This is a genomic window from Paenibacillus polygoni (assembly GCF_030263935.1).
In the GTDB taxonomy this organism is placed as follows: domain Bacteria; phylum Bacillota; class Bacilli; order Paenibacillales; family Paenibacillaceae; genus Paenibacillus; species Paenibacillus polygoni.
The window spans coordinates 2,518,536-2,543,436 of sequence record NZ_CP127162.1 but is presented as its reverse complement, the minus strand read 5'-3'; the positions used below and the strand labels follow the sequence as shown (position 1 = coordinate 2,543,436).

Sequence of the window (24,901 nt, the reverse complement as noted above, 5' to 3'; positions counted from 1 at the left end):
TGACCTGCAGTATTGTTTAGCTACAATGAATATTCCTATTACGAAATCACAATATGTTGCATAAAATTTCAGGAAAATCAACACCCAATTAAAGGAGAAATACAATGAAAGTTGACGTACAATTAACGGACAAAATAATGCATATGTGATGAAAAACCTGTTACCGTTATACCTATATGACCTATCCGGCCATTATGACAGACTTCCAAACACACATGGGATCTATGAGGAGAATGACGACTGCAGAACATTAAGTGAGCAGTACGATGTTCAAAATATTTGGTGGGAGAAGCCGCCAGGTATCCTATTCCCCTACTTAATTTTAGTAAATGGGATACCAGCGGGGTTTGTTCGAGTAGCGACCCCTCCGTACTGTAATGAAGGAATTGATTATTTTGTAAATGATTTCTTTTTAATTCAATCGTTAAGAGGTCAAGGGATTGCTGAACTGGCGGCAACTATGGTGTTTCAACAATTCAGAGGGAATTGGGAGCTGTTTACTAACCCTTCAGCCAAAAACGTTGTTGGACAAAAGTTTTGGAGAAAAACGGTTTCTAAATATACGAATGGCAATTACGTGGAGGAATTTGGGGAAACCTTCGATGGATATAAACTTATTTTCCGCTTTAATAATCTTGCATGAGTCGGTTGTATTGTTGGTGCTTGGGCTGGAGCTTATCAATTTACCTGTTTAGGTGCTTTTGTACTATTACAAAAGATGAGTTTAAAAAACCCCATCCTTTCAACTAATGAAAGAAGGTTAATTGGACACAGCAGGGAGGGCTTGCTAGTTGGAAGCTGCTTCCTTCTAGTTATGCAAAAGGGTAGTTATCTTGAGGAATTTCTTGACTAAGGTGACGCGAAAGAGTAATATTTAACCAATATCCGTAAATTATTGATGGAACAAAAGTAAATCATCAAACTCCTCACAGGAAAGGGTTTCATGACTGAGAAAACCCTAGAGTGCTGATTGAAAATGCCAGTTCCAGAGTATGGCTAATACCCATCGGTTTGACCCGTTATAGTCAATTAAGGTGGCTGTGTGAAAATACAGCAACCTGGGTGGTACCGCGATTAATATCGTCCCAGAGCATTTGGCTTTGGGGCGTTTTTTATTTTGGGAGGAGTTTATATGATATTAGAAAAAGTTATAAATAGAATTGAAATACAAAGTGAATATAAGGATTTTGTTGATAAGTATATAGATAATATACTCACCGAATTTAAAGGTAAAATTCATAGCATTTATATGTGTGGCTCGATTCCAAAAGGAACGGCTAAACCTTTTAAGTCAGATGCAGACTTTACTATTGTATGTGTTAATCCCAAAGATATTGATTACGAAAGATTATCAAATATTAATGATATTTTTCTAAAAAAATATCCAGTATTAGCTAAAATTGATACGACAATTTGCTCGATTGACGATGTATTAAGTAAACCAAATGAGTGGGGTTTTTGGGTTAAGATCATTTGTGTTTGCATGTATGGTCATGACATTGGTGAGAAAGTACCGCCAATCGTTATTTCTTCAGAGTTCATTTTAGACTTAAATAGAGAGACCAAGGAGGAAGTGAATCGTATACATCGTGCACTTTCTAATGCTACTGATAATATGTTGAAAACTAGATATATCAAAGGTTACTCTAAGAGATTAATTCGTGCATTATACTCTTTAGTTTTAGAAGATACAGGTGTATGGCAAGATGACATTAGTACGATGAAGAATGCCATATTAAACTATTGTGAGATTGACTTCGCTTTAGTTGAGTATCTGTATGATTGTTACTCGGATGGTAATGATGTACTTGTCGAAGAGTTTCTGGGAGTTGCAGATGAAGTATATAGCTATTTTGAGAACGCCTTAAATGCAATGGCTGACTCCAGAACTTCCTTCGACTAACAACATATTGACGCTTCGGGCGACTCTGAGAAGCGAGTGGCCTCATTCAGCTTCTGAAGCCCGTCAAGACGTCACTGCATTAAGTGTCGGCAAGCCTCACAACTATTAGTAGCGACTCTAATTAAAACATAAGACTATTGAGCTTGCGAAAGAACGGTAGTAGAAAATAGCAGGGAGCAGCTTGCCAGTTGGTAACTGCCCCCTTATTTTATTAAGCCAACCGGCAAGATAGCATTCTAGGAGTAATTGATAGAATAAGTGAAATAATTTAAAATTTTCTAATTGTAGTGAGTGTTTATATATTTATAGTGATCAGTTCTTTTCTTTTTAATACTTATCAAATTTTTGAGTGATAACTTCTGACGTACTAAGACCTTTAAATCTCGGTACAACTTCTTACGCTATATATACAAAGAAATAACAATGTTTCATTAGGAAGAAGTGGTATCTTGCGTGTCTTCAACTCTACTAAAAGATAGTGAAAAAGTATCTGAAATTGGATTAAGGAGGGATCTGCATTGAAATGGGACGGTCATACACATACTCCTTACTGTTATCATGGTAGTGGTATTGCACAAGAAGAATATTTAGAACGAGCAATTAAATTAGGATTTGAACGTTACACGCTGAGTGAACATGCCCCTTTACCATTAAATTGGCTAGATGATCCTTCATTATACAAAAGACTTGCAATGCCATATAGTGAACTCTCTTTGTATATCGAACATGCCAAGCGTTATAAGCAAAATTATATTGGAAAGATAGATGTTACAGTTGGTTTAGAACTAGATTACTTACCGGGAAAACTCGATTTTACGGAGAAAATAATATATGACTTTGGTCAAGAGTTAGAAGACATTATTTATTCTGTGCACTATATACCCGGATCAAATGGAATGAGATTAATTGATTATCAACCAGATTATTTCAGAGAGAATATATTAAAATATTACGGAACGATGGAGAGGGTTGTGGATGAGTACTTTAATTATATTGAAGAAGCTATTAGGTGGATATCTCAATTCTCTATAGGAAACGAATTGGACATATTAATCTAATTGTAAAATTTAAAAACGTATTACCTGAAATAGATGAAGGACAAGTTAAAAATCGCTTGGAAAAAATTATATCACTCCTATATAAAATGAATGTGGGACTTGACGTGAATACGGCAGGATTAAGAGTATTAACATGTGGAAACCCCTATGTACCAGAGTGGTTCTTGTTAAAATGTAGGCAACATGGTATTTCATGCATATATGGATCAGATGCCCATTATCCAGAACACATAGGAACTGGATGGGATTGGTTTGTGGAGGGTGAGCATTACGCTAACGGAAAAACGTTCCCATCTCCCTTCCTTTAACTGTTTATGTAATACATATAAAAAGAATAAGAGGTCTATGCTCTAGTTTTAATATGGCGCTCTAGCCAGTCAGTATTTAAAAGCCAAAGTTAGGTTGTCGGTTACTTTGGCTTTTATGGAGGTGACTCAATTATTCTTTAATTTGACCAATAACATTCATGATATCATCAAGAGTACCTGTTATTGTAGAGGCAGTATAGAAATGATCCGATGTCATCAAATGAACGACTTTTCTATTCTCCCCGTCTACATAGGCAGCAGTGTAATCATTAATTTTGGTTACCTGTACTTGTTCCAGATGATAGGAGTTTTCTAAACTTGCAATAGTTTTTTCATCAGTTAGAGTAGCTGGTACTTGAGTAAAGAGAATTTCACTACCAGATTGAGTGTTATAAAATGTCCGGAGCTGAAGCCCAATATCTGTTTTCCTTGCATATATTTCACCTTCGGTTAGAAATACATTACTCTTAGTGACAGAAGATATATCTGGAACAGATTTAGGGATAAAGATTTCATTAGCCGACACTGTGGAAAGATCCACAGTCCCTTCCAGTTGAGTATCTTGATTTACTGTTGCGTCATTGTTTACAACTTGCGAAGACTGACCTTCTTGCTTAGTTACTACTGAGCTTGTTGTAGCTTGTGTTTGTGCACTGCTATCCCCATCAGCGTAAGAATGGTAGATGAATCCTCCACTTGCAAGAATAGTGGCCACGGTTGCAACAAATAATGTTTTTTTCATTTTTCCTCCTCCTTAATAAAGGCTACCAGAGTTAACGACGGTATTATTACTCTTATTCAATAATTGATAGGAATAATTAGCTTTGTTATTTTTGTTAGCGTAAATCGCCCAATATGTTAAGCTTTCCCTGTCCATAAAGAGAAACTTACATCAGCAACCTCTACAGTAGTATAGAAACTCATCTTATTCCATGTCACTGAACCAACTATACCGTCAGTTGTTAGTTTGTGACTACTTTGAGAGCTTTTTACCGCGTTAAACGTACTTGTTCAGAAACCGCCATCGATACTTCCGACTGTAGATTGTAACCTCAAGCATTACAAATTAAAACGCCTTTACATAACCACCACTATTTCCACCTTAAGTGTAGGGAAACCAGGAAAATCCACTGCTGCGCTTGCAGAAGCTATACCCGCCGATAACGAGGAACCCTAATAGGTCCAATGGAATAAGCTGTGCTAATAGTTTCATATATTAGAAACACGTGAAAGCAATAAAAGTTATATCTATCGGAAAAACAATAGCTCTATAAATAAGAAGATACGGCAACCAGCATCAATGGATGTCGTCTTTTTAACTAACCGGCAGGACAGTGCAATGTTCGTAGATTATTTTCACCGAGTTGTAGTAGACACTTTTAAATTAGAATTAAAATCGGTATTAGGCTGAACGTTAGGCTCTGCCTAATACCACACTGAAAGTGGGGTCAGTTTTCCCTTATGCTCTTTTATATCTTTAAGCGGATTGAGTTCTTTTTTTGTCTTGCAAAAAAATTATAAGAAAACTTCTGTAAATGGATTTTGTTACTAAAAAAAGTACAATTACATTGAAATAAAAAAAATAAACTAGCGTCACACCTGAACGAGTCTTTTCAGTTGCTTTAGCTGAGAAAACGATCTCCAGGACGACGAATAAAGCAAACTCTATTTTTGGGCAAAATCAGCCGTAAACGCTGATTTTGCTTTTTTTCGATTAACTCTAAAATGGAGCAAAGGAGGGTTATTTCCCAAAGATACGAACTCTCATTTTCATAGTCTAGCTTTCAATTACTAGGCAACTTTTGTGTGCAGCCGTTCTAACATATTCACAAAACACCGGATTTTAGACATTATTAAAATAAAATTGTATTTATCTTTGATAACAGACCAGTTTATATGCTAAGATGAAGTGAAAGGGAGAGTGTTTATGAGGGGACGAATAACGTCTATATGTGTAATGTTTGTCGTAGCTTCACTTTTAGGGGCGAGTGCTCAAAAGGTTGCTTATATGTCTATGTTTGATAAAACAGGTTTCGGTAGTCCCGAGGCATTAGTGTGGTCAACTTACTTGAGTTGGTTCTTCTTTGTGGTGATGTATATACTTATAGCTGTTTCTGCCATTAAGAAAGATACTAAAGGCAGTAGTGTGAAGAAAGTTATATATACGTTGTTTGTAATTTTATCGATACCCATATCGGTGTGGGCGTTGTTTGTATTTGGGATGAATATAAGGTATTAAAACACCAATGTTATACTTATAGAAACGAACTTTGCTGAGAGATACAGCCTCACAAATTTATTTAAAATGTTCTGTTCTAAAGAATGGGGGAAAAATGTTAAATAAACTTGGTGCAAAGATTGGCATCCGCATATTTATGGATGAATACGCATTGAGCTAACAGAAAAAACGTTAGTTGATTAATGAATAAGTAAGCAGCCGATTAAAAATCCGGCTGTTTTTTTTGAGTTAACAGAAATTCAATTTCCAAATATGGCGAAATAAGGATGCATTTTTGAGGTTAGGTGTGAGGTACCCATGAAAGGTCAAAGGGAAGCGAACTGGGGCATAATTCGAGCCTCATATATTTTTGGAATAATTGCATTCTTATCAATGTTTTTATTTACTGTACTTAGCATTACATTTTCAATATTATCATTAATTTTAAGTTTGATAGCAGTCGCTTTTTACAAGAATAGAAGATCAGTTAATGTGCTAATCTTTAATATTATAGTATTTTCTGTAATCATTTTAGGGATGTATTTTATTATTTCGAACTATGTCATTTTAGAATAGTTAATTTTCAAGGGACTAAACTAACGAGAAAACGTTAGTTCGTTATGAATAAGTAAGCAGCCGCTCAAAAGACCGGCTGCTTTTTCTTTAAGGATAATTTAAGCATAATTATTCTTTACCTTCATAATTGATATGCTTATTTAGTATCATTAAAGTACAACAAAAGTTTTAACATAAACAGGAATTTATAACATGTCTCTCGATATCGAAAGGAGCTATAATGGCTAAAACGAAACGCGGTAAAAGCTTATGGAATACACCTTCTAAAGGTAGAGGTACCTGCCCAATTTGCCTCTCGACTAGAATAAAGTTGCTTTATTCTGCGACTAACTCAGACGGTAAGACAATGCCAGTCTGCAAGAAATGTAGCTCAGTAAACGCGAAAACTGCTGATAAAGCTGTTTCTACAGTGAATTTAGGATTTAGGGGAAAGCTACGTAGAGAGTTGAACAGACAGAAACAAACTGTATAAAAATGTTTTGAAAAGTAGGTATTCCAACTTCATTTGGAATACCTACTTACAAAGAGGAGAAATATGATCACAAGACCAGGTAAGAGTGAATATTTGCCATTAGTTAAGAAATACATAGATTTAGTTCCAGAAGGAAACATTATCAGCATTTTACGAGAGCAAATTGAAGAAAATATATTTATACTAAACAAACTTACTGAGGAAAATGCTAACTTTCGATATGCTCCAGATAAATGGTCAATAAAAACAGTTATAGGGCACATAGCTGACGTTGAAAGATTGTTCAGCTATAGAATATTACGTATAGCACGTAGTGATGTACGAGAGTTACCAGGGTATGATCGTGATGTATTTGCTGAGATGTCGTCTTATGATAAATTACCTCTAAGTAAAGTGCTCAATGATTATGCTGCAGTACGAAATTCTACAGCTTGTTTAATCGATAATCTTCCTGAAGAGGCTTTCACTAGAGAAGGAGAATTTAATGATCACATATTTTCCGTACGCGCGATAGTTTATATCATTGCAGGACATGAAACACATCACATAAATATTATTAAATCTAAATATTTGAATCATACGTAGAAAGAACGATCTATCTTTAGGGAAGGAACTATGCAAATTAGAACTGTGAGTGTCATTTTATAATGGCAAAAAAACATCGACATCATCTAACAACATATTTAGGGGGAACTGATCATTCAACTAACGGAAAATTTAACCTCAGAAGAATACAGCTCCTGATAAGCTAAATGTCGAAAAGAATGTATAACTGCATAAACAGAAGGAGAGGTACTTTGTTAAAAATTAGGAGAGCAACAAAAGAGGAAATGATAGAAATTTATAAGATGGGCTATGATGCTTGGGGAGATAATCTGCCATATGAAGAATATATAACTATGTGCCAGGCTTCCAATAAGTATAAAAAGGGAACCTGGTACGTTCTTGAAGCAACAGATACCAAGCAACTATTAAGTTCCCTCATCGTATATGAACTAAATCTTTCTGAATCCCAAATTGTAAAAGGGATTGGTTCAATCGCTACACCTGTATATTTAAGAAAAAATGGATATGCTTCTTTATTGGTCAAAGAAATGATAAATAAATTAGAACAAGAAGAAAACGGTAACAACATATTCCTTTATAGTGATATTGGGATAGAATTTTACAAAAAATTAGGTTTTATTATACTACCTAATAATAGTCAAAAATATAAAGACAGTGTTTGTATGTATTACTCAAAAGAAAATGATATCGACTCCATATCACTTGATATCCCCGATTACTTTTAAACATGTCCTCACTATATCGATTATTACATGAATGATTTCTTCCAACCTAATTATTGGGGAAAGGGTATTGGAGAAGAAGCGGTGCGACAGATTAATGGAGAAATTCCAGGGCAATAGGAAGCGCTAACAAATCCCACCGAACAAACGAACGTGCGAAACGTTTCTGTCGTAGAACACTTCACACATGTACCAACGGGAAATACTCCGAAGAACTTGGGCATCATCCTGATGCTTTAGAAATGCTAGTCTTTCGCTTCAGCACGAGTTCTGGAAAAGTGAGTAATTAGAGAGGTTAAGCATACCGGCAGATTATTGCAACCAATTCCATCCAATTAACGTTGTAACATTAGCGGGGGAGGGGATGTGTAATGAAAGGGATATTGTGTACGTTGCTTCTTTTATTGTGGATGATCACAGGATGTTCTAATAATTCTGCTTCTAACATGGAGAACAACAAGAAATTGGCAGAGGCTGTTAAGCAAGAAACCGAAATGCCATTAGAAATGCCAACCGATTTTAATTTCATGGTTAGTTTCGGTTATGGTGATGTAACTAAAAATGTAATAGACACTTATGAGGGAACAGTAACAAAAGATTTGATTATTAAGGGCTCGGCAACAGCAGAGATCCTATTTACCGCCGATGAATTACGTGACATATATGACAAAATGAAAACGATAGACATAATGGGACCGAAAGAATTATCAAAGAAAGGTAATTGTTTCCAAACGCCAAGCAACGAAGATTTATGGAAAGTAACGGTGGGTGGCGAAACAAAGACATTTTCGTGGACAGACCAAAAGTGCGGAATAACGGAGGACGCAAATCAATTACGAGAATTAAGAAACTACATCCAGCACATGGTTGAGGGGTTGGAGGCATATAAAACTTTGCCTGAAGCCGAAGGGGGTTATGACTAAAGTAAGGGCATATTATAAGTTTGTGCTTCATGAAACTGATATTCAATATAACGAAAAAACATTAATTGATAATAGCAGGGAGCAGCTTGCCATTTGGCAACTGTTCCCTTTTCGTTATGTAAACGGGGAGATTAAGCAGAACATTCCTTTGATTTTAGCGTTCAATATATAAGTGTATTAACGTTACGTCGTATCAATGAAAGGTGGATCCTTATGAAAAAAGTGATATCTTTGTTGGCTTTGAGTTTAATCCTCTTATTATCTGGTTGTACAGATAACGGATACAAATCAATTGAGGCAACTATACGAAGTGAAGGAATTCAAAATAAACAGATTCTTTATAAGCAAGAACTGAATCATAGCACTATTTTAATATATGAAAATCCTAATGGAGGGGTAGATGCTGGAATTGTTTATAAAGTCGGGAACAAATATAAATGGAGCTTTGGAGGAGGCGTGTCGCTTCTTTCTAACGAGACAGATGTTACTTGGAGTTGGGTTAACTTGAATGCTAAGGAAGAGGAGACGCAGTATCAGTTTTACATTGGCATAGTAAGAGAACAGTCGATTTCCAGACTCCATATTAAAAGTGTAGGAATGAGTAAAAATGTTGATAAATATGCTGAAATAGTCGAACTACGTGATGGAACTAAACTATGGTTTGCATTACAGGATAAATATAGTAACGTTCAACCTGGATTTATCTTGAATGGTTTTGATAAAGACGGTAAGCGTATATTTCATTATGAAGCAGAGCAATCCATTAATTAAGCTATGCGTTTTATGGATCAGATGCCCACTCTCCAGAACAAATAGGAACTGGATGGGATTGGTTTTTGGAGAGTGACCAAAGCACAAACTAGAGTTCCGCCATAAGATATATATCCGTGTATAAAGGAAGAAACCACTGCTCACAATGGAGTGGTTTCTTTAATTTAACTTCTCTTTTGTTGAATATCATAGCCCATTAGGTTCGTTATAAATGATAACTAGGTCTGTCTCTCGTAAATAATCCCTCTTATTCTGTCTTCACTTAAATGAAACACTTTGGATAACTGCTGTATACTTATACCTGATTCAAATCTGCGCACAATTTCTTCATTTCGTCGTTCCAATTCCTGACGTATCCCAGTTGATTCCCCCCAAGTTTGTCGTTCTGTTTGAGGAATATAGATATGTTGTCCCTTCACATATTTTTGAATTTCCTTTATTAAACTTTCAGGTAAAACTTCCCGAGCATTCACGTATTTTCTCATTTGTTATACCGTTTTAAACAAAAGAACTGTACAATTTTGATCAATGCCAGGATCGTCAAATCCTTCACGAATGAGCATGGAGAAAATCTCAAAATTCTTTAAAGTGATGCGTGAATATACATGATAAATACCTAATTGCTTCATAGAAAGTAAGGAAGCATGAAGCAATCTTTCCTTTTCACTCTTATCTAACTGATATCTGGGTCTAAAGTGGATTCCAAAGCCAGAAGCATCGAAAAACTCATTATTGCTACCTTCATTGGCTATAATAACTCTATAATAAGCGATACCAACCAGTTCCTTGGTCTCTTTATCCATCATGGTAAGGACGATCTGATCTGGGCTTTTAGTAACAAATTGCTTACTGACTAATTCTGCTATCAATTCTTCTTCATCATCAATTAATATCTGCCTAATATCGGAAAGTTCCATATCAGTAGCAGGATAGATATTTTCATTATGAAAATCATCTGGCACATTCCAATCCCTTAAATCAAGGGATATTATAATATCTGAGAACTCTTCTGAGTTAAAGCCCAACTGTTCCCACAAAGTAATTTCTCTATTTCTGATCTGACCAAATTTACTAGAGGCAAATCGGAAGAGTTTTTTTCCACCTTTTTGATTCACTATGGAAGAACATTTATCAGTCAAACCTCTTAGAACCTCTTCATGTCCCTCAGCCACACCAAATTCGATATAACCATTCGACGTTACTTCTGATAAAGAAACTCCCATCACTGCAATCACCTTACCTTCTTTTTCAACAACATATCCTTCTTTATTGGTGCCAGAAGAAAAATAACTATCTTTGAGTTCACTAACTGTCATACCTATGCCTAAAAACTTTGGATCCGGATTATATCTGTTTGCTGTCTGATTGATTAGGCTGAGCAATAAATCAAAATTATCATTTTCGGAAAGCTGTCTTACCACATTTGAATTATTCATTTTATCATCTCCTTCGATTTTATTATGTCAATTTATTACTATATTTGAAATACTAAGAATTTTTACAAAAAACTTAGCCGATTGTTGCTTTAAAAAAGGCAGGGTACAGAGCTATGTTATAGCTCCCCTGTATCAATAATTACAACGATAGTTTAATAAGAAAAAGTCAGTAACCGCTCAAAAGACGGGTTGTTTTTTAAAGCTATTGGGCAGTTATACGGAGAGTTATGATAGAGTAGACCTTACTTTAAAAGAATAATCCGCCACTTCATTCCATCCAAGAAAAGAATCGCTGAAGAACACAATAATGGGACTAAAGAAACCTTAAGTTAGTTGAAAAGCATTAATCGAATGTTACCCGCATTGAAGACTAAATCATTGCACTTTTTACTAGAATAAAATAGAGTTAAAGGTAAGAAATGAGAGCAGAAGAAGTATACCTTTCAGGAGTAAATCATACGAATTTTATTTTTATCAAGAAAAGAGACAACTTTAAGAGGCGAATTTGTAACCGTGATCCAGTTGGATACGGTCCTAAATTAATTAGCTGTTTCTTTTGTCTGATGGAGGAGAATATAAATATGACTATAGAAGAAGTGTGTGAGCGTATTTGCTTACCGGATCAAATGAAAAGAGCTGTGCTTGACTTTGCAGGCGAATTCGATGAGAAAGCAGTAAAGCCTTTTTTTGCTGCCCTATATGATCCATCTGACTGGGAAAAGGGAGTTAAAGAAATAGCGGCGGTTCTGGGAAATGATCCAGATGGGAGCAAAATGCTCACTTTTATGCTTCTGCGTGCAGTAGAGACACATAGGGAATACGAAAAAAGAGGAATCAGCGAGACCATTTTTGTGGATACGATAAAGTTCTGTACCAGATTTATTGAGGAACATTACGAGGTATATGGGACATATGCATTCACGTGGGGATGGTGGTTTCCAAGACAGATTTCACTTCGCGAATTCCGTATCGGTGCTCTTGAATATGAAATGATCGAGCAGGAAGAGAAGAAGATAATAAATATACATATCCCCGCAGATGCAGATATGAGGCTCGATAGTTTGCGGAAGTCATATGAGGATGCTAGGGGATTTTTTGCAAAATATTTTCCGGAGTATGGTCAGTCCGATATGGTGTGTGATTCTTGGCTGCTTTCTCCTGTCCTTGCTAAGCTGCTGTCTAAAAACTCGAATATTATCGGCTTTCAGAAGGCATTCGACTTGATACGTGTAGATGATACGAACGACAGCTCTATTAGATGGGTTTATGGAAGGACTGATATTCCAATACACGAACTTCCGCAAAATACATCCTTACAGAAAAAAATTAAAGCCTGCCTGTTAGAAGGCGGTAGCATTGGCGCAGCCTATGGAAGATTGCACGAAGACCCCTGGAAAGGCGTTAGGCTGGAAGAAGATTAAGACTTTCCCGCATGGTGATGCTTCGAAAATAGTATCTATGGAGAGGAAAACAAGTAGCAAAGAAACTTTAAACGTCACTTGGTTTTATAGAAAATGGTGAGAGAGACGAAGATGGGGATGTCTTTTGAATATTAATTTAATTTCTATATGGAACTTGCGTTGGCAGATATAAATTGAAGTTACCACAGGTAGTTTAGATTGATTATAATTATTCTTTACTTTCCGGAATCTGGTTTTAAATAGTAAGATTAAGCTATGATCTATAGATTGGTTAAGGGAATGTTCTTTGCGGGGAATTACATAGCGGAGCATGTAATAAATCATTTTTCTACTTAGAAAGGACAACACTCTTCGATGATGATAAATAGTAATGACTACAGAAACCATGATGGGTACCGAGGAAGCTTCAATCGACTTTCCAAGCTAGTATTTGGTATTGAGTTTGAAGCATGGTACCAAAAAGGAGCCTGGGACGACCGTTATATTTGCCATTCATTTATTGCCGATGACGAGGTCATTGCGAATGTTTCAGTAAGCAAAATGAGCTTGGTCATTAATGGTGAATCCATACGGGCTCTACAGATCGGAACTGTAATGACTCATCCTGAGCATCGGGGTAAGGGATTGTCGAAACAACTAATGGAGCATGTATTGGATACATACGAAGACACATGCGACTTGTTTTTCTTATTTGCGAACAGAACCGTACTCGAATTTTATCCCAAGTTTGGATTTGCTCCCTTCCCTGAACACCAATTTCACTTAAATATACCTGATGAACCTCAAGCTAATATAATATCACTGGATAAGCTGGATGTTTCCAGGGAAGAGCATTGGAATTTAATTAAAAAGAAGATTAGTTCCCGTAACCCGATTTCAAAACATTTTGGTGTTACTAACACCGAAGGGTTATTTCAATTTTACGCTTTAAACGTATATCCTGAATGCCTTTATTATTCCCACACTGACGATGCCATCATAGTTTTTGAGCATGAAGGCGATTTGATGCATTTATATGATATTGTTAGCGACAAAGAGGTAGACGTTGAAGCGTTGGTTTCACGGATTACAACGGAACAAACAAGACAGATTCGGTTCCACTTCACCCCAGACCAAATTATTGAGAAAGTGTATACAGAACCTTTCGGCAAGAATGAGGATGTCTTGTTTATAAAATCACTTTCTGATTTAGGAAAGCTGCCTGCATTTTGTATACCTAAATTGGCTCATGCGTAGTGCTAAACTAACGATAAAACGTTAGTTTTAAAAAAAAGGGAGCAGCTTGCCAGTTGGCATCTGCCCCTTTTTGCTAATCAGCAGGATAACTTAAGAGGTACTTCACTTCTTCAATTACAACTTTTCCCTGTAATAATCGTTATATTTATAACTAAGGTGAATGGGAAGGAAGATCAATTATGAATTTTTTCATCTATTTAGGGATCATTCTCATTCTTGTTTCTGGTCTTTGCATTAGATCTTGGACGACTGATTACCAACAAAGAGGTAATTTTAATTCAAAGCCTACGGAAGATCTTGACATGATGAAGAAAGTTGCTACATGGTCTACTTTAGCAGGAATCATTTCGTTTGCAGTTGCTGGATTGATTTATTTATTAGGTTAAAGAAAAAAATAGAAAAAGTAAGCAACCGATTAATAAACGGGTTGCTTTTTCTATGAGTTATTGGGAAGCTAAGTTTAAACCTTACTCGGTCAAATGAATAACAGTCGTGGTAAAGCAGAAAGAGCAATCCTAATAAAGATGAGGTATATGTGATGCCAAAAAACGATAATATGCTGGCAATTCTATGGATGCTGAATTCGGGCGTTAAAATGACCGCAAAACAAATATCCGAAAAGTTAGAAATAAATATTAGGACAGTTTATCGGTATATTGATGCGTTATGTGCCAGTGGAGTGCCTATAATATCCGACACGGGTCATAACGGTGGATATAGCTTGCTGAATAATTTTATCAGAGCACCTCTGCTATTTGATATGGAAGAAAAAAAAGCACTTCTTCATGCTACTGTTTTTGCAAAAGAAGCCGGATACCCTTTGAGTGACGCTTTAGGTAATGCGACATCCAAATTGAAAATGTATTCGAATCAGGAACAGGAAAGTGTGCTTAACCGTCATTTAGCCGGTTTTGAAGTTATCAACCGCAAGGGAGATCCTTCTATTCAGCCAGTTTTGGCGGAATTGGAGCAAGCAGTAGCAAACGAGTTCTCTGTAGAAATTGAATATCGCACACGCCGTGATGATAAGTACAAGACTAGGGTTATAGATCCCTATGGAATAGTCTACTGGAACAATAAATGGTATATTGTTGCATTTTGCCACCTGAGAAATGAGATGCGCAGCTTTCGGGTAGAACGAATTTTACAAATCAAGCGTACTCAAAACCTATTTAAGCGTTCCGAAGCATTTTTGGCTCGCGAATTTTTCTTAGGAAATCTATTAGCTGATTTAGTCGACAAGGACAAATTAATTACCTTAATTATTGAAGGTAGGTCAGAAGCATTGGATGACTTATGCCTGCATTGGTTTTTGGGGCATCATCTGAAAGAGCGTACAACAAATCAAGCAATCTTTTTACTTGAGGAAAAAACACTTCATACCTATGTTCCTAATTTTCTCTTATCCTACGGGAAATCCATTCAAGTAGTCGAACCACAGAGTTTGAAGGGAAAACTTGTTGAAGTTGTGTCAGAGTTAATGGAATTTTATCAACTTTAAAGACTTCACTGACAGCGGATGTCAGTGAAGTCTTTTTATAATGATGATAATCATTGATTACCGGCGATTGGTATCACTTGATGAATTGTAATATAAGGAGAATTTAAAATGAATAATACAGTATATCTTTATGTGTTTGACACAATGGCAGACTGGGAAATAGGCTACTTAACTGCGGAACTAAACTCGGGAAGGTATTATAAAAAGGGGCTTACCCCATCCAAAATAGTTACCGTGGGAATTGATAAGACTCCAGTAACTACAATGGGCGGACTTACAATACTGCCTAACATCCAATTGGATGAGTGCAGCATTGAAAGATCTGATCTATTGATTTTACCCGGTGGAGATACATGGACAGAAACTAGTCATCACCCCATCCTAAAAATCGCTGAGAGATGTTTAAGGGAAGGTATATGGGTTGCTGCGATATGTGGTGCTACAATGGGACTTGCCCAGGTGGGACTACTAAATTCATATGGGCATACAAGCAACGATCTAGAATACCTTAAAATGATCTGTCCTACTTATAGAGGAGAAAAGTATTATAAAATGGAGTCGGCTGTAACTGATGGAAAACTGATCACAGCATCTGGAATAGCTCCATTGGAATTTTCTACACACATTTTAAAAGCATTGGATGTGTTTTCTCCACAAACGTTAGATGCTTGGTATAACCTTAATAAGACTACTGATTCTAAATATTATTATGAGCTGATGAATTCATTACAATGAAGGAATCAGAATTTAAGAGTAAAAATGAGTGAAAGCATAAAAGATATGTGTGAGTCAGGTAAATATACATGAAGGAAACATTTTATTATATCTGACTCTCCTAAATCAAGGAATACGAAAGTATGATATGAGCTAACGGGAACATCTTGAGTAAGAAGCGGTAGCTTGTTGATTAACTAGTGTAACAGGCATAAGTACCTATGCTCTAGGCTACAACACCTGTTTTATTTTTTAGAGCTGCAACCAACGTCAAATATAACATACTTGAAAATAGCCTTTCGATAAGTAGTTTAATGTAAGAGTATTTCCAAATTTTAGAATCTAATTTTTAGTCGTTTACCTGGCATCGAGTTAATTAAGTCTGGAGGAGCTACAGTATAGTTTCTTCTTGATATTCATAGTTTGTAGGCCTGATTTTCCCTTCTACTAGGCCGTACCTTACGATTACGTTACCTATATAATGTCCTGCTGATACTTGAACTGGTATCTCGGCAATAATATAACCATCATGGAGTCCATATCTCACAATATTTCCTGTGAATGGTTCGTCAGACCAACTTCTAGATTCATCTTCATTAAATTTAAAAGTTCTTCCTTTTCCTTGAATAGAGATAGTATACTCCCGTGTATTATCTTTCTTTTTTAAACCCCATTTTATTACATCAGCTAATTTATCTAATGGATCAGTTACCTCAATCTCTGTAAAATCCCTATTTAGAACATAAATTTCGGATTGGCGAACACTGGTGCCTTTTTCAGTAGCAAGAATAAGAATAATTTCATCCTCTTTGTCTTCGTCTATATTACTGACCAACAACTCTGGATAGAAAGATGGATTGGTTATATTGCGCCAAGGGAAGGTCTTAGTTTCGCTATCTATTTCTACAATAATAGAAGAAAAATAGCCCGTTTCTTTTTCACTTGTACCATAGATAGCAATTCCTTCGGTTACATTCTGGTTCAAGCCCACCTTGACGTTGGAAACTTCTTTTGCACTTGTAGATTTACTTTGTTCCATTTCACTTGTGTTAACTGCAGAATTACTCTCTTCTGCTTTATTCGTGCAACCTGATAATATTACTCCAAGCATAAAGATGAAGATAATTATTTTCATTATGAACCTCCATTTCTTCATTAAGTTCTTTTTATGAGGTATAGATGACTACCTAACAAATGGAATAACACAGAAAAAAGATACAGAAATAACTCATTAAGTACACCTTTTACATTACCTTACGAATTTAGAGATCTATGCAGCAGAATATATGAACGATCGGAAAACAACAGTAAACACATCAAAAAAATCCTATATACATAGAAAGTAATAGATTGAAAATTTTAGAGTAAAACGACTGCAATAATTCCACTTATGTTTTCTTTCATAAAAATAAGTATTATTAGTATTAGGATACTTTTCCAAATATAGTTATTATTTATGATAACTGTTTTATTGTGTGTCTGTCTATTGCCTAGTTTAGCTATTAAAATTTTTTGTTATTTTAACTTATTGATATTAGAACAACTATTATGTATGCATAGTATCAAACTTATTTAGATGGGTGAAATAGAGAAATTAGCTAACTTTGAGATGAGCGGATTAATGAAGATTATTAAGCTCACACGAAAGAGGATACTCCCAACCTATATGGAACTCTTATATATTAGGTGTTTTCAGGGAGGGTTCAATGAGTGGAGTTTAGAGAAATAACGTGGGATAACTATATTGAATGTATTGAGCTACAAGTTACAGAGGAACAGAAATGCTTCATCTCATCTAATCAACATGCACTCGCAGAAGCTTATATTGCCTCAAAAGAAGGACAAATTATTATTACATATGCGATTTATAAAGACGAGGTAATGGTTGGTTTTATAATGATGTATTATGACGATGGTGATGGAAATTTTGAATACAGCAGCTATGGCGTTTTTAAGTTTATGATTGATAAACAATACCAAGGCAAAGGGTATGGAAAAGAGGCCATGGTAAAAGCGATAGACCTTTCAAAATCCTCTCCTTATGGGAAAGCCAGGGTCGTTGAACTTACCTATAAACCTGAAAACGTAGTATCCAAAAATTTATATTCATCACTAGGCTTTGTTGAGACAGGGAATATCCATCCTTCGGGTGAAGTATACGCTGAGTTTGTCTTGTAGTCGTGATCGATTAGGTCTACATACCAATTAAATGAGAATAGGGAAATAGACAGACTGTTAAAACGACTGATGGCTTGGGGGGAATTATGAACAGAGTACAACATGAAGTTCCTTTGAGATGTAAAGGCATTGCAGTAGTGTTACTTAAAAACACACCTTATGGTTACAAAGTGCTGTTATTAAAGCGAGCTACTCCAGTATTAAGGGGTGTATGGTGCTATATTGGCGGCGGTATTGAAGAAGGGGAAAAAGCTTGGGAAGCTGCGCTAAGAGAGATTCGTGAAGAGACAGGTATTACAGAAGTTTCCCTTTTTAATTCAAATAAATATGATCAATTTTACTCTGCCAATGAAAACTACATTTATGTTGCGCCGGTATTTGTGGGATATGTGAATGATGGCCAAGAAGTGACTTTAAACAATGAACATAGTGAATACGAGTGGTTGACATTTACTGAAGCGATCGAAAGAGTTCGTATCCCCGGTAATGATGACGTTCTTACGTTTATCGAGAAACATTTTGTAAGAAACTCTCCTATGGAATTTTTACGTATAAATTGAAGTAAAGCTAAACAATCCACCAGCCGAATTTGATGAGACTCGGTTATTCATTAGGATCTGAAAAGGTACTAATCCTTCGTTAATGGTGAGGATTAAGGACGAACTAGAGCATTTAACTCTATAAATACAGAGGCAGCCGGTTAATAACCAGCTGCCTCTGTAATCGTATGTCGTCTGATTTCTTCTGTTTCAGAATAAACTGCATATATTCTAAATACGCTCTCCAATCACTGGAGTAAATGTCCATTTTTTAAAATTTTCAAATCAACTCATTTGGTTCCCCTCTGACGATCTCGCTTATTCGTTTAGAGGAATGAGTAACAGAAGTAGGATGGCAAGACCGAAACCATTGAAGACAGAATATGAAAATTAAAACGAGATCGATCAAGTCACCCCCATAATACATCAGTAAACCACCTGTTTGCCCCTGATCTAGAGGGATTCCTTCAGGAGGATTTGCATAAATCTTCTTCGACAATATTCCGTGACCTGCAAAGGCCACGATCATCGTAAGAGACCGCAATGTGTAGCTGGTTCGATGCGGGTTAGGTTCTGTATAGATCATGGAAGCCGTAAAGAGGTAACCAGCAGCAAAGACATGAAAGTGAACCAGAGTATGAATAAGCATATTATATTGCATCACAGTATAGAGACCTGTCCCGTATATTAGCCACAGTCCACCGATATTAAGGACAGCCGCTGATATGGGATGGGTTATTAATAATAAGGGTCTGGATCTTAGCAATTGGGTGACTCGTCTTGCCCAGTAAACTTTCATTGTCCGAAGAGCAAGTGTGAGTGGCGAGGACAAGACGATAAGTAGTGGTCCTAACATGCCCAGGAGTAAATGGCCTAACATATGCGCCCTAAAGTCTAGGTGTGCCCAAATAGCGAGCGGACCAGTAATGGCTAACGCTGAGCACAATACACCGATACCGAAGCAAGCATAGCGATAAGTTGGCCACTGCCTGAAGCGCTGATTAGATGACCAGGCAGCATATAGATATAGTCCCAATGCTGTTAAAGAAATTAAGACCGGAATCAACAAAGATGGACCGAGACTAAGAATTCCACTATGTGAATGACTCATATGGTGGTTAGTCATATTATTCTTTTCCTTCCGAAGCGATTCGTTTCGGGCTTGCTTGCATCGTAATAACAATTCCTATAATTAATAATACGAGGGCTGCAAAATTCCATACCAAATCATATGGAAGTATATCAACATGGTAACGAATCTGGTGTAAACGCATCACTTTATGCTGAATAATACCGTCATAAAGCTGAAAGGAGCCAGCTCCTAGCAAAATGCCCCCAACCCACCTTTTTAGCGAGAAAGCATCTCGGCGTCTAAGATCAGCAAGCATGAATGAAGATCCAATGGTTGCAAAGAAACTAAAGGCATGGAATAAGCCGTCGGATACAAGGCCAATGTCGCTGGTGGACTTATCATAAAAGTGATGCCAGTGCAGGAGCTGGTGAAACACCACCTCATCTATAAAAGCAATAATACCAAAACCAAATAAAATTCCAGTCCATAAATTACGGGACGAGTATTGATGACCGTTATACTTACGAATCCTTACTCTCTCATTCCCCATGATTAGTCTCCTTTGTATGTAGTAGTGATCCTTACATCTTTATACATCTATTGATAGTCTTACCCTCAAAGAAATAAGGTAAACCACAGATAAAATTACTGAACAACTCAGAGTCATACGCCTTGATAGATTAGCATGTGAGACTAACTACTAATTACTTAATTACTTTCCTTATGCGAATGGAGAATGATGATGGGTGAAGAGATGTTTCCTGGGTCATCCAACAAGCAGTGTATTAATTTAATGGATGCCCTGGTGTATGATTTCTACGGAACGCCAAAAGTCTTGCGGCTAGAAAAAGTAAAAATCCCAACGCCTAGGGAGAAAGAAGTCTTGATCGAGGTTTATGCGGCTTCGGTAAACTCCTGGGATTGGGACCTTCTGAGAGGGATACCACTCATGAATCGTATTGTGCATTTCGCAAGCCACGATACAGAATTCTCGGAGCTGATATAGCAGGAAAAGTTATTTCAGTTGGAACGCACGTCAAACGATTCAAACCAGGAGACGAGATATTTGGAGATCTTTCTGAGTTATTCATTACAAGAGGCAGCTCAGGCCTTTGAGTATTTTGGAGCAGGCCATGCAATTGGCAAGGTCATTATAAATATAAAATCGGAAAATGAACCTTATCATTCAGGCCTGTTTTAAGGAAAATAGCTGACTACAGATAAATAAACTCATTGCTGTTTCGTTGAAAAACATAGTGCAGTTACGCGAATGAAGTTGCTTTGATCCACTCCCTGGTTATACATCAGTCAAGAAATGTTTAAGACCTTTACCAAAGATATTAATTTAAGGTAAAGGTCAAAGTTCACTTCTTAATATCATTTTTTGATGATCCTTAGTGCTTATCTATGTTCTAGAGTACAGGCTGCTGCACAGCTCGAAGTGCATTGATTCGCCCCTGTGTCCAGTAGGTTCCCGTTCCTGGTATCGGATCGCAGGTAAAAACAATACAATCTCTTACATTCGTATTGGTTCTACCTTGAGATGCAAGGAGCGCTGCTAATCCTGAGACGTGTGGAGCTGCCATCGATGTTCCGCTTAAGTAAGCGTAGCTGGTTCCCGTGTAGGTAGATAAAATTTGTTCCCCCGGAGCAGCAACATCAACCCATGTACCGTAGTTGGAAAAGGTGGATTTAACATCCGAAGAATTCGTTGATGCAACAGAAACGACTCCGGGAAGAGAGGCGGGATAAACGGGGATCGTGGAATTGCTATTACCTGCAGAAGCGATAACGACTGCTCCTCGGTCCCATGCATATTGTACAGCCGCTTGAAGAAATGAATCATTCGCTAAAGAACCCAGACTCAGGTTAACCACATGTGCTCCGTTATTAGCAGCAAAGACGATACCATTAGCCACACTCGACAATAATCCATTTCCGTTATTATCTAAGGAACGGATCGGAATAATAGAAGCAAAGGGAGCCATACCCGCAATACCAACCCCGTTATTTGTAGCAGCAGCTGCAATTCCCGCCACATGTGTTCCGTGTCCGTTACCATCACTTGTATTAGGATCCCAGTCTACATAGTCGTACCCAGGTAGCAACTTTCCTGCAAGTTCAGGGTGATCCGACTGAACACCTGTATCTACAATGGCGATTCTGATATTCGCCGAACTTTGTGTAATGTTCCAAGCAGCAGGAGCTTCAACTCTTTGCGGCCCATACTGGTAACCTGGGAAGAACGGGTCGTTTGGAGTGAAAAATGCTTCATACCTATGATTGGGTTCAGCAAATTCAATCAGCTTACTTTTCGAATATTGTTTAAGTATTTTGCGCATTTTTCGCTTCGAAGTTATCCGGAAAAGCCTAAATCATCGTATGATTCCATAATTTCGCATTTTGTTTTCTTATGAAGTGCATTCATATCCTCCTGCGATATTCCATCCATAAATTTGATAATAAGCTCGTTTTTAGCATGGGGGTGGAACTTGGAATCAGCTCTTGTATCCAAATAGCGATAGAGAATAATCGTGTACATAATAAGGATAGCGATAGAAAGCCCTAACCATAACAACATCCATACTCCTCCTCTAGTGAAATCTAGTAGATTCGGAATATTGTATGGATAAGGGAGCAAAATAGTTTGGACTCTCTATAAAATTAGTGACAGAATTGGGAGTGGCTTATAATGTGACATTGCACTAGAGGTTCAGTTAACCTGAAAATTCTGTTACAATGAGGAGTTTGGAGAGATTATTATTTTTATTCTAGATAAGGATAAATAACAGAAGGAGGGAAACCGATTGTCTATTTGGAAATCATATATTGTAACAACTGTCGAAGTAGTAGGATTTTTAGTCATTGGGTTCATCGTAACGGATACCGTATTGAGACCCACACTTGAAGGTTATGGTATTCGTTACACGGGAAACATATGGGAAAATTGGTTCGGAGTCTCATACTTATTGTTTTTTCTATACACCCTGATCCGTGGTCTGTTCGTTAAAAAGCATAACACCTTTTTCAGGCATCGCATAAAATCTATAGCATTTTGGCTTTTTCTTATTGGCTCTGCCTATATTATTTTTATTCCTTTTATAAAAGGAGAAAACCCGTTTTAAATGAAGATTTAACTTGAACTATTATTTTTAAAAATCTAATTGTTGTAAAATACTCTAAGGTGTCTAGTTCCAAAGTTCTTTCATTTTATTCTTTAAGTAATCAACTGTTCTCCCATTCGTTATATTTGTAAAGCTACTGATTTCTTCCGAATCACTATCAAAAGCAGAAAGAACATAATGATCATCTACGATATAATAGGTACCATAGCGAGTAAAAGAATAACTTCCTTCTTCTTGCTGTGGACCAGCCATTTTCTTAACAGCTGCAATAATCTTCATTCCCGGCCTTAAACGTGGCTCCATCTCCGATAACTCAGAATTATACATGATATTTGCTGTATCTTTCACTTCATCACCAATAATTACTTCATCAACGGTTACTTCATACGCTATGAAAATCGGCTTATAAGACTCAAATCCTCTACTCTTATCTTTCTCAGCTAGTTTACCTTCGGGAGTACCTGGCTCTGAAGGTAATTCTACACTGACATCTGCAAATTGGCTGATAACTTCTGCAACGATCACTGAATCTGTAACGTCTAAAATTTCTTTAAAAGGGATATCTCTCATATTTATATAAGGAACAGTTCCCGTAGATAGGGGGTAGTCCTTCCGGAGTTCTTGTATTCTTGATTGTTCTAATGCATCCGTAGATGTATTAGAACAACCAATGACGAAGACTGTCGTAAGTATGACAAGAGCCGCTTTCCGTTTGAGTTTGTTCATATAATAGTCCTCCTAACTAAATATTTAATTTTAAGTTAGTTGGTAAAATGGATCTGTTTTACTTTTAGTTGACGCTAGGCGTACTTTCCCGAGAGTTCTGGTGCACCATCTTTTTCTTTCTCGGCTGTCCTCTCCAAGAGAGGTAGACCCCAATTCGAAGTGCATGTTCGACCGGACCACTACGAAACTTCTTCAGATAGATAGGACTAATCCATAATTGAAAAGCATAGACGGCAACTGCGATGACCGCACCGACGAACACACCAGCACGACCAAACAGTCCAAAACCATATCCATAATAGATCGTCGTACAGATCACACTTTGCATCAGGTAATTTGTCAATGAGAGGCGACCGACTGCTTCGAACCTGTCAATGAGAGCTGGGCGGTGGCTTCTCGTATACAGCAGAGCAAAAGCATAGATATAACCAAGTGCAAGCAGCGAACCTCCGAGCGTTTCCCCAATTCCCATGCCAGGCCACCCTTTTACGCCGAGCTGCGGAGTAAGTACGCTATACGATTTGAGTGTCAAACCGATCAGAATCAGAAACATGGCACGTCCAAAATAGGTACGTCTCATCGTTTGTGGAATATCAAAAGTCTTAAGTCTGGCAGCCCGCATGCCGAGCAGGAACATGGGCATAGTCATAAGCGGAGCCAGTATTAGCGCAAAAATTAAGACCTTTGCCTCCATCTCACCAAACGGATCAGCATTGTTACGGAAATTCTTGATCTCCACATAATTACCGCTGCTGTATACATCCTGACTTTGATAGATATAGTTTTGCATATGCGGTGTCACAGAAACCAGTTGATCCACTGGATTTGAAGCAGGTAAACCAAGAAGACCCGCTCCTGTGAATAGTAGTACCGCCCAGACCAATAGAGTCTTCGGTTTCCGGTTTAAAAACAGTAGAAGAAAGAAACCAGTAGCGCCGTAAAACGTTAGGATGTCCCCCTCCCATAGAAAAACGGAGTGCAATATTCCTAATACGATCAGCAGTATAAAACGGCGGCTCAGATGACATTTCGGACGGAGATCTTTTGCTTTCAAGCTTTCCGACAGTTTCATCATTCCGAAACCGAACATAAACGCGAAAATCGGCATGAAGCTACCCACTACCGTGATGGAGAGGAATGAGTAGAAAGCAAGGTCCATCCCCTTGATTCCGAACAACTGCGGTTCGCTGCTTCCAAATTGACCATATTGAAAAATTAGCATATTCGCTAGCACGATGCCAGTAAGACTGAACCCTCGTAGTCCATCGATCAAGTGGACGCGATTTTTATGTGTATTAATTTAATCACCTCTGTCTTCAGAAATACGTTCCGTTCTATTAAACGTTAAAGACTTCCTTAATGTTTCTTAAACTTCAGAAAGTGTAACATGTATTTAGTACTCAAAAGGAAGGACAATCCAATAATAAAGGTATTT

At 37.2% G+C, this 24,901-nt stretch carries 29 protein-coding genes and 2 pseudogenes; 20 read left to right on the top strand and 11 right to left on the bottom strand.

Annotated features, from left to right (window positions below):
- Positions 1–148: 148 nt before the first annotated feature.
- The 4 genes from QPK24_RS12330 (at position 149) to QPK24_RS12315 (ending at position 3,269) form a co-directional block, all read left to right on the top strand.
- A complete protein-coding gene (locus QPK24_RS12330; RefSeq protein ID WP_285741427.1) occupies positions 149–643 on the top strand; it encodes a GNAT family N-acetyltransferase in 495 nt (164 codons plus the stop codon).
- A gap of 489 nt (positions 644–1,132) precedes the next feature.
- Complete coding sequence (locus QPK24_RS12325) at positions 1,133–1,903, top strand: nucleotidyltransferase (RefSeq protein WP_285741425.1); 771 nt, start codon at positions 1,133–1,135, stop codon at positions 1,901–1,903.
- A 518-nt stretch (positions 1,904–2,421) separates the two neighbouring features.
- On the top strand, positions 2,422–2,961 hold the full coding sequence (hisJ, locus tag QPK24_RS12320) for a histidinol-phosphatase HisJ (RefSeq protein ID WP_285741422.1): 540 nt from the start codon (positions 2,422–2,424) through the stop codon (positions 2,959–2,961).
- Entirely contained in the window at positions 2,913–3,269 is a 357-nt protein-coding gene (locus QPK24_RS12315; protein ID WP_285741420.1) for a PHP-associated domain-containing protein, read from the top strand. Before hisJ ends, QPK24_RS12315 begins: the two co-directional genes overlap by 49 nt.
- A gap of 130 nt (positions 3,270–3,399) precedes the next feature.
- Here QPK24_RS12315 and QPK24_RS12310 read toward each other — a convergent pair whose 3' ends face one another.
- Complete coding sequence (locus tag QPK24_RS12310) at positions 3,400–4,011, bottom strand: hypothetical protein (protein ID WP_285741418.1); 612 nt, start codon at positions 4,009–4,011, stop codon at positions 3,400–3,402.
- A 116-nt stretch (positions 4,012–4,127) separates the two neighbouring features.
- A pseudogene (locus QPK24_RS23600) lies at positions 4,128–4,265 on the bottom strand (peptidoglycan-binding domain-containing protein); the annotation flags it as partial.
- A 2,333-nt stretch (positions 4,266–6,598) separates the two neighbouring features.
- On the opposite strand from QPK24_RS23600, the gene QPK24_RS12300 reads away from it, so the two are divergent.
- The 6 genes and pseudogenes from QPK24_RS12300 to QPK24_RS23595 all read left to right on the top strand — a co-directional run.
- A complete protein-coding gene (locus QPK24_RS12300) occupies positions 6,599–7,120 on the top strand; it encodes a DinB family protein (protein ID WP_285741413.1) in 522 nt (173 codons plus the stop codon).
- Positions 7,121–7,332: 212 nt separating this feature from the next.
- Positions 7,333–7,827: a GNAT family N-acetyltransferase gene (locus tag QPK24_RS12295; protein ID WP_285741411.1), complete on the top strand. Its 495-nt coding sequence runs from the start codon at positions 7,333–7,335 to the stop codon at positions 7,825–7,827.
- Between the two features lie 368 nt (positions 7,828–8,195).
- On the top strand, positions 8,196–8,747 hold the full coding sequence (locus QPK24_RS12290; protein WP_285741408.1) for a hypothetical protein: 552 nt from the start codon (positions 8,196–8,198) through the stop codon (positions 8,745–8,747).
- Entirely contained in the window at positions 8,740–8,919 is a 180-nt protein-coding gene (locus QPK24_RS12285) for a hypothetical protein (RefSeq protein ID WP_285741406.1), read from the top strand. The genes QPK24_RS12290 and QPK24_RS12285 overlap by 8 nt, the downstream gene beginning before the upstream one ends.
- A gap of 41 nt (positions 8,920–8,960) precedes the next feature.
- Entirely contained in the window at positions 8,961–9,518 is a 558-nt protein-coding gene (locus tag QPK24_RS12280) for a hypothetical protein (protein WP_285741403.1), read from the top strand.
- A 17-nt stretch (positions 9,519–9,535) separates the two neighbouring features.
- Positions 9,536–9,610, top strand: a pseudogene (locus tag QPK24_RS23595) (hypothetical protein); the annotation flags it as partial.
- 126 nt (positions 9,611–9,736) lie between these two features.
- On the opposite strand, the gene QPK24_RS12275 reads toward QPK24_RS23595, so the two are convergent.
- Both QPK24_RS12275 and QPK24_RS12270 read right to left on the bottom strand, forming a co-directional pair.
- A complete protein-coding gene (locus QPK24_RS12275) occupies positions 9,737–10,003 on the bottom strand; it encodes a CD3324 family protein (RefSeq protein ID WP_285741401.1) in 267 nt (88 codons plus the stop codon).
- A gap of 3 nt (positions 10,004–10,006) precedes the next feature.
- Positions 10,007–10,954: a hypothetical protein gene (locus QPK24_RS12270; RefSeq protein WP_285741398.1), complete on the bottom strand. Its 948-nt coding sequence runs from the start codon at positions 10,952–10,954 to the stop codon at positions 10,007–10,009.
- Positions 10,955–11,535: 581 nt separating this feature from the next.
- Between QPK24_RS12270 and QPK24_RS12265 the strand changes: the two genes are divergently transcribed.
- The 5 genes from QPK24_RS12265 to QPK24_RS12245 all read left to right on the top strand — a co-directional run bounded on the left by QPK24_RS12265 (position 11,536) and on the right by QPK24_RS12245 (position 15,847).
- Positions 11,536–12,375: an acyltransferase domain-containing protein gene (locus QPK24_RS12265; RefSeq protein ID WP_285741396.1), complete on the top strand. Its 840-nt coding sequence runs from the start codon at positions 11,536–11,538 to the stop codon at positions 12,373–12,375.
- 354 nt (positions 12,376–12,729) lie between these two features.
- Positions 12,730–13,611, top strand: coding sequence for a GNAT family N-acetyltransferase (locus tag QPK24_RS12260; RefSeq protein ID WP_285741393.1), 882 nt, complete (start codon positions 12,730–12,732; stop codon positions 13,609–13,611).
- Positions 13,612–13,790: 179 nt separating this feature from the next.
- Positions 13,791–13,997, top strand: a complete 207-nt coding sequence (locus QPK24_RS12255; protein WP_285741391.1) for a DUF5316 family protein — start codon at positions 13,791–13,793, stop codon at positions 13,995–13,997.
- Between the two features lie 152 nt (positions 13,998–14,149).
- Entirely contained in the window at positions 14,150–15,112 is a 963-nt protein-coding gene (locus tag QPK24_RS12250; RefSeq protein WP_285741389.1) for a helix-turn-helix transcriptional regulator, read from the top strand.
- Between the two features lie 108 nt (positions 15,113–15,220).
- The gene (locus QPK24_RS12245) at positions 15,221–15,847 is read left to right on the top strand and encodes a type 1 glutamine amidotransferase family protein (protein ID WP_285741387.1); all 627 of its coding nucleotides are present in this window, start codon (positions 15,221–15,223) and stop codon (positions 15,845–15,847) included.
- Positions 15,848–16,217: 370 nt separating this feature from the next.
- On the opposite strand, the gene QPK24_RS12240 is transcribed toward QPK24_RS12245, so the two are convergent.
- Complete coding sequence (locus QPK24_RS12240) at positions 16,218–16,961, bottom strand: hypothetical protein (protein WP_285741385.1); 744 nt, start codon at positions 16,959–16,961, stop codon at positions 16,218–16,220.
- Between the two features lie 575 nt (positions 16,962–17,536).
- On the opposite strand from QPK24_RS12240, the gene QPK24_RS12235 reads away from it, so the two are divergent.
- Positions 17,537–18,004 carry a GNAT family N-acetyltransferase gene (locus QPK24_RS12235; RefSeq protein WP_285741383.1) on the top strand — a complete coding sequence of 156 codons (468 nt, stop codon included), beginning with the start codon at positions 17,537–17,539 and terminating at the stop codon, positions 18,002–18,004.
- Between the two features lie 86 nt (positions 18,005–18,090).
- Positions 18,091–18,564 carry an NUDIX hydrolase gene (locus QPK24_RS12230; RefSeq protein WP_285741381.1) on the top strand — a complete coding sequence of 158 codons (474 nt, stop codon included), beginning with the start codon at positions 18,091–18,093 and terminating at the stop codon, positions 18,562–18,564.
- 259 nt (positions 18,565–18,823) lie between these two features.
- Here QPK24_RS12230 and QPK24_RS12225 read toward each other — a convergent pair whose 3' ends face one another.
- Together QPK24_RS12225 and QPK24_RS12220 are read right to left on the bottom strand one after the other, a co-directional pair.
- On the bottom strand, positions 18,824–19,669 hold the full coding sequence (locus QPK24_RS12225; protein ID WP_285741379.1) for a cytochrome c oxidase assembly protein: 846 nt from the start codon (positions 19,667–19,669) through the stop codon (positions 18,824–18,826).
- Position 19,670: 1 nt separating this feature from the next.
- Positions 19,671–20,165 (bottom strand): DUF2243 domain-containing protein, encoded by a 495-nt coding sequence (locus QPK24_RS12220; RefSeq protein WP_285741377.1) that lies wholly within the window; start codon positions 20,163–20,165, stop codon positions 19,671–19,673.
- Positions 20,166–20,536: 371 nt separating this feature from the next.
- On the opposite strand from QPK24_RS12220, the gene QPK24_RS23590 reads away from it, so the two are divergent.
- Together QPK24_RS23590 and QPK24_RS12215 are read left to right on the top strand one after the other, a co-directional pair.
- Positions 20,537–20,731: an alcohol dehydrogenase catalytic domain-containing protein gene (locus tag QPK24_RS23590; protein ID WP_407082914.1), complete on the top strand. Its 195-nt coding sequence runs from the start codon at positions 20,537–20,539 to the stop codon at positions 20,729–20,731.
- Positions 20,682–20,816, top strand: coding sequence for a hypothetical protein (locus QPK24_RS12215; protein WP_285741374.1), 135 nt, complete (start codon positions 20,682–20,684; stop codon positions 20,814–20,816). The genes QPK24_RS23590 and QPK24_RS12215 overlap by 50 nt, the downstream gene beginning before the upstream one ends.
- Positions 20,817–21,027: 211 nt before the next feature.
- On the opposite strand, the gene QPK24_RS12210 is transcribed toward QPK24_RS12215, so the two are convergent.
- Complete coding sequence (locus QPK24_RS12210) at positions 21,028–21,957, bottom strand: S8 family peptidase (RefSeq protein WP_285741372.1); 930 nt, start codon at positions 21,955–21,957, stop codon at positions 21,028–21,030.
- A 14-nt stretch (positions 21,958–21,971) separates the two neighbouring features.
- Positions 21,972–22,196 carry a S8 family serine peptidase gene (locus tag QPK24_RS12205; RefSeq protein WP_285741369.1) on the bottom strand — a complete coding sequence of 75 codons (225 nt, stop codon included), beginning with the start codon at positions 22,194–22,196 and terminating at the stop codon, positions 21,972–21,974.
- Positions 22,197–22,422: 226 nt separating this feature from the next.
- Between QPK24_RS12205 and QPK24_RS12200 the strand changes: the two genes are divergently transcribed.
- Complete coding sequence (locus QPK24_RS12200; RefSeq protein WP_285741367.1) at positions 22,423–22,740, top strand: hypothetical protein; 318 nt, start codon at positions 22,423–22,425, stop codon at positions 22,738–22,740.
- Between the two features lie 63 nt (positions 22,741–22,803).
- Here QPK24_RS12200 and QPK24_RS12195 read toward each other — a convergent pair whose 3' ends face one another.
- Positions 22,804–23,466 (bottom strand): hypothetical protein, encoded by a 663-nt coding sequence (locus QPK24_RS12195; RefSeq protein WP_285741365.1) that lies wholly within the window; start codon positions 23,464–23,466, stop codon positions 22,804–22,806.
- A 64-nt stretch (positions 23,467–23,530) separates the two neighbouring features.
- Positions 23,531–24,688: a DUF418 domain-containing protein gene (locus tag QPK24_RS12190; RefSeq protein WP_285741363.1), complete on the bottom strand. Its 1,158-nt coding sequence runs from the start codon at positions 24,686–24,688 to the stop codon at positions 23,531–23,533.
- Positions 24,689–24,901: the final 213 nt, after the last annotated feature.